This is a genomic window from Microbulbifer sp. CnH-101-G (assembly GCF_052466775.1).
The window spans coordinates 963,153-978,776 of the sequence record NZ_CP174292.1 but is presented as its reverse complement, the minus strand read 5'-3'; the positions used below and the strand labels follow the sequence as shown (position 1 = coordinate 978,776).

The 15,624-nt window shown below is 53.5% G+C and carries 15 protein-coding genes; 4 read left to right on the top strand and 11 right to left on the bottom strand.

What is annotated here, in order from left to right; all coding sequences use genetic code 11:
- Window positions 1-255 precede the first annotated feature (255 nt).
- A complete protein-coding gene (locus ACJJID_RS04510) occupies window positions 256-726 on the top strand; it encodes an Lrp/AsnC family transcriptional regulator (RefSeq protein ID WP_152452743.1) in 471 nt (156 codons plus the stop codon).
- Between the two features lie 69 nt (window positions 727-795).
- On the opposite strand, the gene ACJJID_RS04505 is transcribed toward ACJJID_RS04510, so the two are convergent.
- Together ACJJID_RS04505 and ACJJID_RS04500 are read right to left on the bottom strand one after the other, a co-directional pair.
- Complete coding sequence (locus tag ACJJID_RS04505; RefSeq protein WP_444921671.1) at window positions 796-1,308, bottom strand: shikimate kinase; 513 nt, start codon at window positions 1,306-1,308, stop codon at window positions 796-798.
- Between the two features lie 44 nt (window positions 1,309-1,352).
- Window positions 1,353-2,075, bottom strand: a complete 723-nt coding sequence (locus ACJJID_RS04500) for an acyltransferase (RefSeq protein WP_444921670.1) — start codon at window positions 2,073-2,075, stop codon at window positions 1,353-1,355.
- 107 nt (window positions 2,076-2,182) lie between these two features.
- Between ACJJID_RS04500 and ACJJID_RS04495 the strand changes: the two genes are divergently transcribed.
- On the top strand, window positions 2,183-2,800 hold the full coding sequence (locus tag ACJJID_RS04495; protein WP_152452740.1) for a class I SAM-dependent methyltransferase: 618 nt from the start codon (window positions 2,183-2,185) through the stop codon (window positions 2,798-2,800).
- On the opposite strand, the gene ACJJID_RS04490 is transcribed toward ACJJID_RS04495, so the two are convergent.
- From ACJJID_RS04490 to ACJJID_RS04455, 8 genes are all read right to left on the bottom strand, one after another.
- Window positions 2,729-3,841, bottom strand: coding sequence for a prenyltransferase (locus ACJJID_RS04490; protein WP_444921669.1), 1,113 nt, complete (start codon window positions 3,839-3,841; stop codon window positions 2,729-2,731). The two genes, ACJJID_RS04495 and ACJJID_RS04490, sit on opposite strands and share 72 nt — an antisense overlap.
- Window positions 3,838-4,590, bottom strand: a complete 753-nt coding sequence (locus ACJJID_RS04485) for a class I SAM-dependent methyltransferase (protein ID WP_444921668.1) — start codon at window positions 4,588-4,590, stop codon at window positions 3,838-3,840. The genes ACJJID_RS04490 and ACJJID_RS04485 overlap by 4 nt, the downstream gene beginning before the upstream one ends.
- On the bottom strand, window positions 4,590-5,933 hold the full coding sequence (locus ACJJID_RS04480; RefSeq protein WP_444921667.1) for a glycosyltransferase family 4 protein: 1,344 nt from the start codon (window positions 5,931-5,933) through the stop codon (window positions 4,590-4,592). The genes ACJJID_RS04485 and ACJJID_RS04480 overlap by 1 nt, the downstream gene beginning before the upstream one ends.
- Window positions 5,934-6,591: 658 nt before the next feature.
- Complete coding sequence (locus tag ACJJID_RS04475; RefSeq protein WP_444921666.1) at window positions 6,592-7,977, bottom strand: glutamine synthetase family protein; 1,386 nt, start codon at window positions 7,975-7,977, stop codon at window positions 6,592-6,594.
- Between the two features lie 122 nt (window positions 7,978-8,099).
- Entirely contained in the window at window positions 8,100-9,449 is a 1,350-nt protein-coding gene (locus ACJJID_RS04470) for an aspartate aminotransferase family protein (protein ID WP_444921665.1), read from the bottom strand.
- A 335-nt stretch (window positions 9,450-9,784) separates the two neighbouring features.
- Window positions 9,785-10,456, bottom strand: a complete 672-nt coding sequence (locus ACJJID_RS04465) for a GntR family transcriptional regulator (RefSeq protein ID WP_444921664.1) — start codon at window positions 10,454-10,456, stop codon at window positions 9,785-9,787.
- Window positions 10,453-11,559, bottom strand: coding sequence for a hypothetical protein (locus ACJJID_RS04460; RefSeq protein ID WP_444921663.1), 1,107 nt, complete (start codon window positions 11,557-11,559; stop codon window positions 10,453-10,455). Before ACJJID_RS04460 ends, ACJJID_RS04465 begins: the two co-directional genes overlap by 4 nt.
- Window positions 11,560-11,618: 59 nt before the next feature.
- Window positions 11,619-12,059: a VOC family protein gene (locus tag ACJJID_RS04455; protein WP_152452724.1), complete on the bottom strand. Its 441-nt coding sequence runs from the start codon at window positions 12,057-12,059 to the stop codon at window positions 11,619-11,621.
- A gap of 75 nt (window positions 12,060-12,134) precedes the next feature.
- Here ACJJID_RS04455 and ACJJID_RS04450 point away from each other — a divergent pair, with 75 nt between their 5' ends.
- Both ACJJID_RS04450 and ACJJID_RS04445 read left to right on the top strand, forming a co-directional pair.
- A complete protein-coding gene (locus ACJJID_RS04450; RefSeq protein ID WP_444921662.1) occupies window positions 12,135-13,307 on the top strand; it encodes a hypothetical protein in 1,173 nt (390 codons plus the stop codon).
- Between the two features lie 143 nt (window positions 13,308-13,450).
- Window positions 13,451-14,161, top strand: coding sequence for an SIMPL domain-containing protein (locus tag ACJJID_RS04445; RefSeq protein WP_444921661.1), 711 nt, complete (start codon window positions 13,451-13,453; stop codon window positions 14,159-14,161).
- 59 nt (window positions 14,162-14,220) lie between these two features.
- Here ACJJID_RS04445 and ACJJID_RS04440 read toward each other — a convergent pair whose 3' ends face one another.
- Window positions 14,221-15,582, bottom strand: coding sequence for an amidohydrolase family protein (locus tag ACJJID_RS04440; RefSeq protein ID WP_444921660.1), 1,362 nt, complete (start codon window positions 15,580-15,582; stop codon window positions 14,221-14,223).
- Window positions 15,583-15,624 lie beyond the last annotated feature (42 nt).

Sequence of the window (15,624 nt, the reverse complement as noted above, 5' to 3'; positions counted from 1 at the left end):
TTCTTCTCGAAACCCGGTTCGAGTTATAAGTCATTATTCTTCCGAATTGCTCCGATTCAGCAGTAGAGAGTTCATTTTTTCGCCTCTCAGGTCACCCCTCTGGCGGGTAATCACAAAAAGCACTCAAGTTGAAACGGATTGGTCAGGTCATACTAGTGCGTTAAGCGCAACAGAGCATTGCTTTATTTACGTAAATGTGCGTAAAATTGTGATGAAAATCTCGATCGAGCAATTTTTTATAGGATAGGAGTCTTTATGAAGCGTTCGACAGACCTGGATGATTTCGACCGCAAGATTCTGCGAGCGCTGCAGGAGAACGCCGATTATTCCATGGCGGAGCTCGGAGACAAAGTCGGTCTTTCTCACACCCCCTGCTGGCGCCGCATCAAGAGGCTGGAAGCAGAAGGCATTATTCGCGGCCGCGTCACTCTGTTGGACCCTCGTAAACTGGACCTGGGAGTCACGGTATATTGTTACGTGACCATCCACAACCACGACGAAGAGTCTCTGAATAATTTTGAAACCGCAGTACAGGACGTACAGGAAGTGGTTGAATGCTATTCAACCAGCGGCGATAAGGACTATGTACTGCGCGTAGTAGTGGACAGCGTTGAGCACTATGAACAACTGCTAAAACGCTCGCTGGTGCACCTGCCCAATGTGGCATCGGTAAATTCCACCTTCGCGCTCAAGCAAGTGAAATACACCACTCAGTTGCCGCTCTAGCCTTCGTCAATCTTGCAGTCGAAAAAAGAGATGCGAGATCTGAGCCCTGTAACCTCAGGGCTCCCCCCTTCAATCCAGCCCTCGCAACTTTTGTAATAACTGGTCCAGTGCCTGCTGCAGATCCAAACCATCGCAGCTCAGGGTAATATCCGCATATTTGCGATACAGAGCCTGCCGCTCCTCAAACAACTCTTCAAAACTTTGTCCCGGCGCCTTAGCTATCCCACGGCTTTCATAATTATGGATTCGCCGACGCAACTCGTCTGCAGAGCACTCCAGAAATACAACGGTGCCTTGCTCGCGTAAATTTGCCATACCCTCTGCGCTATATACCGCACTGCCCCCGGTGGAAACCACATGCTTGGGCAGCTGTGCTGCGGCAATAACCTCCCCCTCAATAGCACGCAGGTTGAGGTAGTCACTTTCCGCCATAATTTCCTGAAGGGTTTTTCCCTCTTGTGCCTGAATCAAAACATCGGTGTCGACAAAATCCAGGGCCAACTCTTTGGCCAACAAAACACCCAGGGTACTTTTGCCGGCGCCAGGCATGCCAATCAAAACAACACTTTTTCTTTTTTTCATCAGTTTATCTGTACGCAAAATCATAAGCGGAACTTAAAACACCTTTAATCACCGCGGCGGGGAAAAAATACAGAACGCAACCAGCCGAAAAAACTATTGCCTTGCAGCATATATTTATCCAGCTCATCCATATTATGAGCCTGCCGAAAAGCATCGGCAAAGAGCGCTTCGCGAGTAATCATTCTGCGCTTGGGATTAATGGTTTTTATCGGCTTGGCCGGGTTGCCGGCCACCACCGTATTCGCAGGCACATCCTTGGTGACCACACTGGCCGCACCAACCACGGAGTTATCGCCGATACTAACGCCTTTACAAATAGTCGCGCTATCGCCAATCCAGACATTATTACCGAGGCGTATCGGTGCGGTGCAGCGAAAGGGCCTGGTGCGGTTATAGAGACCATGCCAGTCAGAGTCGGAAATATAAACATTCGCCGCAATCATACAGGCATCACCAATTTCTATGGATTGAGCCGCCGAAATACGAACACCAGGGGAAATCAGCACATAATCCCCAACAGTAATAAAAGCCTCGCCCCCCTTGTGTCCAAAGGTAGTGAAGCGAATGCATTTCTCCGCATTGGAAATCAAATGCGGATAATTACCCAGGCGAACATTATTTCCAAATACATGCACTGAAGAGGGGTCCATCACTTCCGGGTCAACACCTATCGCATCAAACTGAGGAAGTAAAAAATAGTACGTGCGCCAGTTGCGCCAACGCAACTGCAGGCGCTTCAGCCAGTAAGGCCTATGATCCTTGCGCATAATTAAATTTCTATTCGGTGGGGCCTGCTGCCCACAAAAAATCACAATTGCTTTTGTGCAAGCGCCAGTTTAGTGTTTGGGCCAAGTAAAATAGCAAGCAGTAAACTATGTCCATTCATTTGCCCATCGATATCCGAGCCATCAAGGGATTTCTCGCAGCCCACGAGGGGGAAGCGCTCTACCATCTTGCCGCTGAAGCCAGCAGCCTGGGCCCCTGCCTCGAAGTAGGCAGCTATTGCGGAAAGTCCACGATCTATTTGGCCTCAGCCTGCAAGCTGACCGACAGCGTCGTGTTTGCCGTGGATCACCATCGCGGTTCCGAGGAGCACCAGCCTGGCGAGGAATACCACGATCCCGATTTGTTTGACCAGAAAGCCAACCTAATGGACAGCTTCCGCACCTTTCGCACAAATATGCGAGCGGCCGAACTGGAAGATTGGGTAGTGCCGGTAGTGGCCCCCTCAGCGGTGGCCGCACGTCACTGGAACACCCCGCTCGGGCTCGTATTTATCGACGGCGGACACTCTCTGGAAGCAGCAATGACGGACTATCGCAGCTGGTCTCGGCATATTGTGCCAGGCGGTTACCTGGCCATTCACGACATATTTCCCGATCCAGCCGATGGCGGCCAGGCCCCCTACGACATTTACAAACTAGCCCTGGCTTCCGCTCAATTCGAGCTGGTCGAAACTGTCGACACTCTGGGTATCCTGCGCCGCATCTGATGGCAGGCGTACCGAGGTAAACAGCCCGCTTGCCGGCGTCAGGTCGGCAAGCGCATCTGCAGCAAGCAACATAGCGCCCACAGTCCAGGTGGTTTTCTCCTCGGGCCAGACCGCCTGATCCCGATAGACATATCCCGTCCAATAACCGCCATCACTGTCCTGCCAGCGATGCAGGCCCCGGTAAATAATCTCGGCGCGAGCCCGCTGACCTGAGGCCAACAACGCCATGGTCAACTCGCAGGATTCCGCCACCGTTACCCAGGGTTCATCATTCACACAGCGGCAACCTAAACCAGCCACCACAAATTCATCCCAACGCTGTTGAAGACGCGCTCGGGCGGCTTCTCCAGCAATAGCGCCAGTGAGCACGGGGTAAAACCAGTCCATGGAAAAGCGCGCTTTGCTCTCCCAGGTCCGGTCAAAACGTTCGGGCTTATTCTGTAACGCCTCGCCGAGTGCAGCGCGGCCCCGCACCCACTCCGTGCGCTCCAGCCCCAGCGCACTGGCAATATTGATCGCGCATTCCAGGCTTTTATAAACCGAGGCACACCCGGTAATCAGGGCGTCCTCTTTGTGTTTTCCCTCGGCGTCTACAGCCCAGTGAATCTCACCGTGTTCGGTCTGCAGGCCCAAGACAAAATCGATGGCGCGCTCCACCATCGGCCAGTACCGCTGTAGAAAACGTCTATCACCGCTAATCAGGTAATACTGCCAGACCCCAGTGGCCACATAAGCGACAAAATTACTCTCCCGGCGCTCGCTATTATCAATCGCCCCATCTTTATAAGCCGCCCACCAACTGCCATCCTGCAATTGAATATCTGCCAACCAGCGATAGGCCTTCTCCGCGGCGACAAACTCCCCGGCGATGGCCAGTCCCATGGCCGCCTCTACGTGATCCCAGGGATCGGCGTAATGCCCTTTAAACCAGGGAATGGAGCCATCGGGCAGCTGTTGAGAAAGGATGTAGGCGGCACTATCGCGCACAAAGCCGGTAGGGAACAGGCTCGCCTTCTTTTGGGATGTTACCGTTTCAGTCACGAGTTCACCTCCTCGACCAGAGGTAGGGACTCAGGAACCCGCTGCTCCGCCTTCACAAAATAGAGCGCGATGCTTTTTCCCAAAAGCGGGTTCAACAATTTTTCCGTCACACGGGTGATCGCGGGCCGCTTCATCAAGTCCCAAACAAGCAGGCGATGATAGGCAGCCACCAGGCGATTATCCGGTTTGTTCCAAAACAGACACTTCAACCACCAATAGGGAGAGTGCAGAGCATGGGCCTTGTGACGGGCGAAGTGGCGGTGCCCCAGGGCTTCAATGCTCTGGCGCAGTTCGCGCTCACGGAAAATGCGGATATGTCCCCCCTCTACCTGATGGTACTCGTCGCTGAGTTGCCAGCAGATCCACTCGGGGAAATACGCCGGTACGGTGGCGGCGAAGATGCCCGAAGGTTTTAGCACACGGTCTATTTCTGCGAGGACTTCTTTGTACTCGTGAATGTGCTCCAACACTTCGGAGCAGATCACCACATCAAATGTGGCATCGGCAAAAGGCAGCTGTAAGCCATTCGCCACCCCGAGTAATAGGCGCCCTTTGGCATGCTTTGGATGGTTAAAAGGTTCGGCACGCTCACTGGCGGTGCGCACATCATTGAGGCACAGGTCTATGCCGTAGACATCCACCTCATCGGTGATCATCAAATGGATGGAGTGGCGCCCCTCGCCACAGCCCAGGTCCAAAACTTTTTGTCCTGGGCGAAGATTCAAGTGTTGCGGATCTACAGTAATCATTAAGCTGCCTCCGCACCGCTGACATCTGCGTCAACTAAATCGTTTTCTTTGTGCTGTTGTACAACCGGCTCACCGAGTATTTCGCGGTAGTAAGCCACCAGGTTTGCCGCCGCCAGACTCCAACAGAACTTATTCTCTATACGCGCCCTACCTTGAGCGCCCATATCGGCTTGTAAAGACTTATCCTCCAGAACGCGCCCCAACGCCTCCGCCAGCGCTTTGCTGTCACCGGCCGGGACGACGATACCCGCATCGCCAACTACTTCTGGCAGGGCGCCACCATCACTGGAAACCACCGGGGCTCCGCAAGCCATCGCCTCGCCTGCTGGCAGACCAAACCCTTCATAAAGTGACGGACAGGCAACAACTGTTGCACTGCGATAATGATTCACCAGTTCTTCATTGGAAATACCGGAAACAAACTGCACTGCATCCTGTAATTTCAGCTTTTTCAGCAGCTTTTCGGTGGCGCCGCCCTCGCGTAAGCGCCCGACCACCAATAGCTCCAAAGCAGGAAAGCGCTCTCGCAATCCAGCCATGGCCTGTAACAAGACGCCAAGGCCTTTGAGCGGCTGATCCGCCGATGAGGTCGTCATGATGCGCAAGGGCTGGCGATGTACTTTGTCGTCGGGGCTGAATATCTCTGTGTCGATACCGTTGTAAATCAGGTGGATCTGTTCTGGCGCTACCCCAAACTGCTCGATGATATCCCGCTCTGACTGTCGCGATACCGTGACAATATGGCGTAATTTCCTCGAGACCTTAATCTGCATATTGAGGAAGTTATGCCAGCGCCGCACCAATAAACGAAAACGCCAGTCCGGCGCCGCATCCAGGGCTAACTGACGATCGCGGGTAATAGGATGGTGAATAGTGGCAACAACCGGAAGGCCGCTGCGCTCAATATCCAACAGGCCGTAGCAAAGGGATTGATTATCGTGAACTATGTCGTACTTGTGGCCATGTTGGCGCAGGTAATTGCGCACTCGACGGCCAAAAGTGTAAGGTTCGGCAAAACCGCCGGTCAGTTTACTCCACCACTCAAAGAAATCCGCCCAGGAGAGCAGGTGTTTTGGTCTAAGAGCAAGGCTGGGCTTTTCTACTTCATAGAGATTGAGGCCGGGCATCTTAATCAGCTTGACCCTTTCATCCAATTCCGGATAGGGCTGGCCGGATATAACATCCACGGAATGACCGGCATCAACCAGTGCCTTACTCAAATAGCGGAGATAGATACCCTGGCCACCACTGTGCGGGTGGCTGCGATAACCCAGTAGACATATTTTTAGTGGCCGTGTCTCGCCAGCCATTGGACCGTCTGCACAATTTCCCAAGGCGGTCATAGATTCCCCATCTGCTTGTTCTGAGACCCACATACATTAATCAAAAATGCAGCGCCGGGCTGTGAAGCCTGGCTATAGCAGTCGACCAATCCGGGGCCCTACGCTGGTAAAGCGGAAGAATACACTGGCGGAGAAATGACTGCTAGGCAGAAGCAGTCCACGCTGTTGGCCAGTCCGCCCTTCCGCGTGGCTTCTGAAGCCAAATAAAATGAAGCAGGTGAATTCCCCCTCAATGGTATTTTCGCCGGTGAGATTTTGGCGAGCGCCTAAAAATTCACACAATGCTTAAAGCCCTATGGTCACTGCAGGCCCCCTATTCTGTGCATAGCCCACCCCAAATACCGCACCTCAAAAAACTGTGACGGATTATTTACCTGACAGTAACGTCTAAATTTCGCTACTTGAAACAGGTTAGGCGCAAAGAGAAAGGTGGCATTAGTTTTTTCAGCGGAAGAGCTAACCAAAAGCGAGCCTGATTATTTTTTTGACAAAAAAATGCCCGCCAATGGCGGGCCAGGTTTCTCGAACACACTTTCAGGAGGAGAGTTTCAAGCACGTTACGCACTTAAATTTAGGTATAGCAGAGTATTGCCACTCTCCAGAGCCCCTGTCGCAAAAGCCGTTCAGTATTTATTCGCCGGTGGCCGACGGGCCAAAATTAAACCCGATGCAAGTAACTTTGATATTCCACATCGGTAACTCGGGCGCCAATTTCTGCCATCTCCTGGCGCTTCAGCATCAAGAAAAGCTCGACAAACCGAGGATCAAGATACTCGCGCCACAAGACACTTCTATCAAAGCGCTTGAGTGCCCCACTCCAGGTGTTGATCAGCTGCTCGCTTTGCACCTGATAGGCATCACCTTCCACCGGTTCAGGCGCTTCCAACTGGTTCTCTAGACCATGGCAGACACCAGCCAAAATACCCGCCAAAACCAAATAAGGGTTCACATCCGCACCGGCGATACGGTGCTCGATACGACGGGCTTCTGGGTTGCTGGCTGGAACACGCAGTGTTGTGGTGCGGTTATCGTAGCCCCAACACAGGTTTAGCGGTGCGTGAGAGCTTTCCTGGAAACGGCGGTAAGAGTTGCTGTGCGGCGCGAAAAAGGCCATCGCATCATTGGCTGTTGCCAGCATACCCGCGGCTGCCTGACGCAACAGCTCGGAGCCCTCCTCACTGCCATCATCAAAAACATTTTTGCCACTGCTATCAATCAGACTTAAGTGCACATGCATGCCATTGCCAGCCTGATCCCCAAAGGGCTTGGCCATAGTGCTCACACGGAAGCCATGGCTGCGCGCTACGCCTTTCAATAAGCGTTTAAACAGCAATGTCTGGTCGGCTACTTTGACCGGATCGGCACTGTGCAGCAGATTGATTTCAAATTGACCGGGTGCACACTCTGAAAGTACCGAGTCAGCGGGAATGCCCTGAGCCTCGCAGGCGGCGCGTACATCGGCAAAAAAGTGACGCTGCGCATTCAATTCAGACAGATCGTATACATCCGTGGAGGGCACTAGCTCAGCATCATTGTCACTGACCGGACGCGGGCGCGCCAAATGGTCAACGTCATCGCGCAGCAGGTAAAACTCCAATTCGGTGGCACAAACCGCGGTGTAGCCGAGCTTCTGCAGGCGATCCACCACCCGCTGCAGCTGGGCGCGCGGATCGGCATAAAGTGGGGAACCATCCGCTTCATGTAACTGCATATGTAGTTGTGCCGTCTCCTCCCGGTGCCAGGGCGCCAAGCTGATGGGCGATACCGGCAGGCAGACACCATCACTGTCACCACTGGCGAACACCAGGGGACTGTCTTCAATATCCCGCCCCCAGATATCCAGGCTAACGGCGCTGCGCGGCATTTGCAGGCTCCCCTTGAGCAGCTTCTCCGCCGCTTCAGCAGGCAGCCATTTACCGCGGGGGACGCCATTGATGTCGAACATAAAGCCTTCGATCCACTTTAGGTCCGGGTGCTCTGCCAGGAATTTGCGCGACTGCTCCAGCAGCTCTGGCTGGGCAGTAAATTCTTTTTCTTGTGACATAAGTTGCCTGAGGTAGTCCTGTCAAACCGCAGAAGCGGCCCAGGGCTGCCCCCATGTCCGCCGTTGGCGAATTATGAGTGACAGCCTTGCGCCGCTTCCAATAAGGGGGCGAAACCCCGAGTTTACGCTAGAGCTTTAGCGGTGTCGTCTAGTGCGCGATGCGCTTTTTCCACCAACTCATCCACCTGCTCTGTGGTGATAATCAGCGGTGGCGCAATCACCATGGCATCACCGACAGCACGCATGACCAAACCGTGTTTGATACTCAAGTCGCGACATACCGCGCCGGCGGTGCAGTCGTCATCGAAACGGGCGCGGCTGGCCTTGTCCTTAACCAGTTCCAGAGCGCCGACCATACCCAGGCTGCGCGCCTCACCGACAATCGGGTGTTCGGCCAGCTCAGCCCAGCGCTTGGCCAAATAGGGGCCGGTTACATCGCGCACATTCTCGATAATTTTTTCGTTGCGCAGGATGTTGATAGTCGCCAGGCCTGCCATACAGGCCGCGGGGTGTGCGGAGTAGGTATAGCCGTGAGTGAATTCACCGCCCTTGCTCTTGATCACATCCGCAACGCGATCACCCACCATGGTACCGCCCAGAGGGAAGTAACCGTTGGTCACCGCTTTGGCGAAAGTCATCAGGTCAGGCTTGAGACCGTAGTAATCGGCGCCGAACCATTCACCGGTGCGGCCAAAACCAAAGATCACCTCGTCCATTACTAACAGGATGTCGTACTGATCCAGTACTTTCTTCACTTCAGGCCAGTAGGTTTCCGGGGGAATGACCACACCCCCGGCGCCCTGGATAGGTTCAGCAATAAAGGCGGCCACTTTCTCAGGGCCCAGCTCCTGGATTTTTTCATCGAGGCTGCGCGCGGCCTGGATACCGAACTCCTCTGGAGACAGTTCACCGCCCTCGGCAAACCAGTAAGGCTGCTGCACGTGTTCAATGTAATCCAGCGGCTGGAACTGTTTGTGCATGCCGCTCATGCCACCCAGGCTGGCACCGGCGATGGTGGAGCCGTGATAACCATTCTTGCGGGAAATCACAATGCGCTTCTCGGGCTTGTCCTGTAAGTCCCAGAAACGGCGGATCAGACGCAGGTTGGTGTCATTCGCCTCGGAACCAGAGCCGGTGAAGAATACATTGCTCATATTGGCGGGGGTTACTTCCGCCAGAGCGTCTGCCAACTCAATGGACGGCACGGTAGTGCATTGAAAGAAGCTGTTGTAGAACGGCAGAGTATTCAGCTGCTCATAAATAGCGTCACTGATTTCCTTGCGACTGTAACCTAGGTTGCAGCACCACAGACCGGACATGCCATCCAGCATACGGTTGCCATCGATATCGGTGATATAAGCGCCCTCGGCACTGGTGATCACACGGGTGCCCTGTTGCCCCAGATCGTTGAAGTCGGTAAAGGGGTGCAGCAGGTGCTCGCGATCGTGTTGTTGCAGCTCACTTTTGTTCATATTTCGCTCCTGGCTTTTGCTCGGGGGCTCTCTACAGCACCGGACTGAGTCCGCATGGTGTTGAACGAGTCCTCCCGCAAATTGATCACCTGCCCTCCTGAGCCCGTTTACGAGCACGGCCGGGCGGCATATTGCTTCCAACATTTGTGATCACATTCTAGTGGCGAGACTAACGGAAGCGCAAGATCTATCTATGCCTCTGGGTAACAATAGAGTCCAAAGCGCCAATTACCTTGGTGAGAAGAAAACCCCGAGGTCAAATCACAACGGCGAGAGCCCTCTCAACTTGAATAGTGAGAAGGCTTTTTTAGAGGCTTAAAAGGTTATTAGAACGGTTAAAGTAGTTCTTCTGCGGAAATGGAACCGAGTCCTTCCTCAATATCCTGGCGGATCGCCAAGCGCACTCGCGCCACATTGCCATCGGCTATCGCATCCAGCAGGTCCTCGTGACGATCCGGCAACTCTTGTACACCGAAGCGCTGGAATACCAGGTGCTGAAGGGGAGCAGTTTGCAGCCAAAGGCTCTCAATCAACGAGAGAATGATATGAGGGTGTCCCAAGCGGTAGAGGGTAAAGTGAAAATCGAGATTGGCCGTCACATATTCCTCGATATTCTTCTCTTTGAGCGCGCTAGTGACTCGAGCATCCAGCTGACACAGCTGCTCGAGAGCCCCCTGCCCCACAAAGGGCAGGGCCTGCTCTGCGGCCTGACACTCCAGCGCAACCCGCGCCGCACAAATCTCCGCAAGCTTCTCCGGGGTCATAGTGGGCACTGTGACACGGCGTGTGTCGGACAACTCCAATGCCCGCTCTGAGGTGAGACGCCGCAAGGCCTCACGAACGGGCATGGGACTGCAGTTCAACTCCGCCGCCAAACCCCGGATAGTGATCGGATGGCCCGGCAAAAACTTGCCGCGTAAAATGGCATCACGCACCTGAAAGTAGACCCGCTCCTGGGTGGTGCGAAAAGCCTCCTGAGGAGGGTTAAACTCCGGCGCCATATTCATGCGGCCCCAACCTGCTGCAATTTATGCGGCAAGTCATCGGACCCCACCTCAATAAGGTGATCCGCCACCTGACCCGTCTGCCAGATTTCCAAAAAATCATCTGCCACCTGCCGGCTCATCTCCACTACTTTTTTCCAGTAATTCACGCGTTCATCTGTGCTCAATTTATAAAAGTCATTACGGTCGGGGATTTTGCCAAATGGCAGCTTTTCGACAAATTTAGGCGATGGCGCAATCAGTAGTGTCGATGCCATGGCATCGCCGCGCACACGCCGCCAAGACAAACCCTTATCGAACCAGCCCGGGACCATAAACGGGAAAAAATGCGGATAGAGCACTAAGCCAGGCGGATGGTTAAAGCGAAGATCAAAATGGTAATCGGTGATTCCCCCGTCGCGATAATTGCCCAAAGGCGCACCAGCGGGGTTGCGCACGCCCGCCATTACCAGTGGGATAGAACCGCTGGCAAGCACCGCCGCGCAGACGTTTTCACGATTGAGGGGAGAGTTCACCGTACTCAAATTCCCAAACGCCACCGCGGGCTGTGCCTGAGAGTGGAACACTACCCGCTCCCAAAAGGCCTTCAAGCTGTGTCTGGAGAAGGCATTAGCCAACGCAGAAGTGAAAAGTGCCGGAGCCAGCAGAGCCCGCTTTTCACTGGCCAGGGGCCCGCGCCCGCGCGCTGTAACGAAGTGACTGTGCCACAAGGGGTTCTCTACCACTTCACTCGCGCCATTTTCCCCCAAAACTTCCAGCAGAATCGCCTCCCCCGCCGCGGTAATCTCCGCTGGGGTAGGTCTGGCGGTGCCGTAGCTCTGGTGGATATAACCGTATTCCAAGCGCTCCAATGCCGCCAAAGGTTCCTCCATGGCGTAACACATATTGCGGAAACTGCCGATGGAAGAGCCCAGTGTCGCAATAGGCTCGCAGCGATCCTTAAAAAAGTCGCCCATGAGAACCCGATCCAGCTGGCTGATAACCAGCCACTTGGGACCTCCAGAGGCGCCGACCAGGGTGGAGAACTGCCCCTGGTGCAATCCCTCTTCGCGAACCCTGCGCGCCGCAACAGCGCCGGCCAGTAAAATACAACTGCGGTTCTTCACATAATGTCCTTACAAATCAGCCTATAGCCAAGGTTTATTGGGAGCTTCCTTAGGGAAAATTACCATTCGCCGGTATTCTCCATCGACTTCCAGGGCTCCTTGGGCTCCAGAGGCTCACCATTTTGCAGCAGTTCAATCGATATGCCATCAGGCGAGCGGAAAAAGGCCATATGGCCATCGCGAGGAGGGCGATTGATGGTAATTCCCGCGTCCATCATTCGCTGACAAACCGCATAGATATCATTGACTCCATAGGCCAGATGGCCAAAATTACGCCCACCACTGTAGGACTCAGGGTCCCAATTGTATGTGAGCTCCAATGTCGGGGCTTTCTTCTCGCGGGCACTATCAACATCCTCTGGTGCCGCAAGGTACACCAAAGTGAAACGCCCCTTGTCATAGTCGTTGCGATTCACCACCTGCAAGCCCAATTTCTCACAGTAAAATTTTAAGGATTCTTCCAGGTTGGCCACGCGGACCATTGTGTGCAGGTATCTCACCCTCTACTCCTTCCTATTGCCAAGCTTTACAATCGGGGAATAATAAATAATTCAGCTTCGCCCGGCGAAAAGCAAATGTATAAAAAATTCTATCGTGCGTTTTCACAAGCGCCCAGCGGCAGCCCATCCTCCATGCTGCACATGGCCTGCCACTCGCATCATTACTGGCCCGATGTGACGCTGGAGGCGGTCCAGCAATACTGGCAGGATGCAGCGCTACTCGCCGATGACAAGTGGGGACCTATTTTCCAGGAAAAAATACCCGCCTGGCAAAGTGCTGTCGCGCGCGCACTAAACCTTCCCGACGCTTCTCAAATAGCTATTGCCCCCAATACCCACGAGCTTGTCTACCGGCTACTTAGCACCTTCCCTTTCACTGAACCCCTGCATATCCTCACTACAGATGGAGAATTTTACAGCTTCACCCGCCAGTTACAGCGGCTGGAGGAATTACCCAACATACAGGTAACCCGTATCCCCAAACACCCCTTCTCCACCCTGGCAGAGCGCTTCGAGAGAGAGCTGCATACCGGTGACTACCAGCTGGCTTATGCCAGCCTAGTATTTTTCGATTCTGGCGTGGTTTTCCCCGAATTGATTCGCATCGCCGAACGAAAGCCAATCCAAACCCAGTTTGTTATCGACGGATACCATGGATTTTTCGCTCGTCCAATCGACCTAAGCACCATCGCCGATAAAGCCTTTTTCACTGCCGGCTCCTATAAATACTTGGGCGCTGGCGAGGGAATGTGCTTTATGAGCATCCCCCGCCACTGCACTCTGCGGCCTCTAAACACCGGCTGGTTTGCAGAAATAGCAGAGCTGGAAAATCGCAGCGGCAGTGTCGGCTATGGGGACAACTGGCTGAGGTTTGCCGGAGCCACCATGGATTATTCCTGCCTGTACAAAGGCTTGGCTATTTTTGAGCTGTTTCGCCGCGAGGGCATTACTGTGGAAAAAATCCACAACTATGTCCTCGCCGCACAACAGCGATTCCTGCGCACCATGGATAGCGCCGGCCACCCTTTTCTCAATCGTGAGCATTTAATCCATCACGACCTGGAGCATGGTCATGGACATTTCTTCACTTTTGATTGTCACAGCGCAGAGAATGCAGAGAAATTACAAAGTGAATTAAAAGCCCGCGCCGTCCTTTGCGACCGGAGACAGCAGTTGCTGCGATTGGGGTTTGCCATCTACCACGACCACGAAGAAACATACCAACAGGTTTTTGGTTCTTACGAATAAGAAAGGAGGAAAGGATTTGCACCGTTATAGCCAACCCGCTGGATCCGGTATGCTCAGCTGAGGTTCAGACAAGCTTAGATAATATTTTTGACGCCAAGTGCATTGCTATATCGCCAACCCATAGCGATAGATAAGGAAAAATCATGAAGTTAGTAAAATTTTCGACCATTACACTACTCGCCCTGATACTTAGCGCCTGTGATAACGGGCAGGCACCCTCGCAGCGTGGCACCCTGGTATCTATCGCAGCCCAAGGCGAGACCAGCCAGGCCCCCGATGTTGCCAACTTGTCTGTGGGCGTGGTGACGGAGGCGGACGATAGCAAAAAAGCGATGCAAGATAACGCAGAGCAAATGGACTCTCTGATGAAGGCGATTAAAAAAGCCGGCATTGCCAAGAAGGATATTCAAACCAGCGGCGTTAGCCTCTCCCCCCGTTACCACTACCAAAGAGATCAGAAACCCAAAATCGTCGGTTACACCGCGCGCAATACCGTCAACATCAAAGTGCGTGAGCTGGATAAACTGGGAACCGTGTTGGACGACCTCACCGCCGCCGGTGCCAACCAGATTAACGGCCCTAGCTTTGAGATTGGTGAGCCGGGACCGGTAAAAGCCGAAGCCCGTGAGAAAGCCCTGATAGATGCCCAGGAGCGAGCAACCATTTATGCCAAAGCACTGGGTATGAAAGTTCGCCGGATCGTCAGCATCTCTGAGCAGGGCAGTGGCGGTATGCCCCGTCCGATGATGATGCGCGGCCAGATGGAGTCAATGAAAGACAGCGCCTCAACGCCAATTGCACCCGGTGAAACCACCGTATCGGTGAACCTGGACCTGGTCTTCGAATTGGAATAATCAGTAGCTTTTTACCGGCTCCGCAATTTTATGCGGCGCCGGTACCCTAGACACCACCGTCAGCCATTCTCCTCATGCTCCAGAAATACCTCCACGGCCGGCTCACTGGGGTATTTGAAAATCTTGCCTTCCTTCATGACAAACTGCACTCGCTGCAATTCGGAGATATCCTCCAGAGGATTGCCCCCGACTGCAATAATATCTGCGAGCTTGCCCTCACTGATACTGCCAAGCTCATCTTGGATTTGTAGCAATTGTGCTGCATTCCAGGTTGCTGAGCGGATAGCGTCAGCAGGAGACATACCGCCCTGCACCATCAAAACAAATTCCCTCGCATTCTCCCCGTGCCGGGTCACGCCGGTATCGGTCCCAAAAGCAATTTTAACTCCGCGTTTATAGGCCTTGGAAAAAGTCTCCTGCATCAAGGGCCCCATGGTGGCAGCCTTGGGGCGCACTATTTCCGGCAAAAAGCCATCGATCGCAGATTTCTCGGTTACCCACTCCCCAGCCATCAGGGTCGGGACAAACCAGGTGTTGTTGCGACGCATTAAGTCCATCACCTCTTCATCCATGTAAGTACCATGCTCAATGGAATCCACACCGGCACGAATAGCCCGAATCATGCCTTCCTTACCATGAGCATGCACCGCTACGGTAAAACCATAATCCTTGGCGGTGGAGACAATTGCCTCCAATTCATCCTGCATAAATTGTGGATTTTGCCCACTTTTCGCTACACTCAGCACCCCACCGGTAGCAGTAATTTTGATCAGATCGGCACCGTCTTTATAGCGCTGGCGAATCGCCTTGCGCGCTGAAATAGGCCCATCTACAACACCATCAGCCGGGCCGGGATTTCCCACCAGATCATGGCGACGGCCATTAGTGGGGTCGGCGTGACCACCCGTGGTTGCAATGGATTTTCCCGCAGTGTAAATCCTCGGGCCCTCAATAGTGCCGGCCTCAATCGCATGGCGCAGACTGACGGTGACATTATCGTGATCACCCAAATTACGAATGGTAGTAAAACCCGCCTGCAGAGTACGGTTAGCCGCATCGACACCGCGAAGGGTGAAGTCTGCCGCGTTCCAGGTATAGGATTCCATGTAAGCGCGAGGACCAAACTCATAGGTCAGGTGGCTATGCATATCCATCAGCCCAGGAAGCACAGTGAAATTGCGCAAATCAATGAGAATTTCACTCTCCCGCTTGGCAAACCCTTTTTGCACCGACTTGATACGACCATCCACGATATGAATGGTACGGTTCTCTAACAATTTACCATTGCTGCTATTGAAGAGTTTGCCCGCATAGATGGCCATTTCCTCAGCCGAAACTTGCTGACAAAATAGGCCTACAAAAACAGTCAAGGCCGTGACAGTGCGGCGAAAGAAGCAGTCTCTCTTGGAACTTGTTGTCATTGTCCTCACCAGTAAGTCTCTTTTAGATTTGTTGTGTTTCTA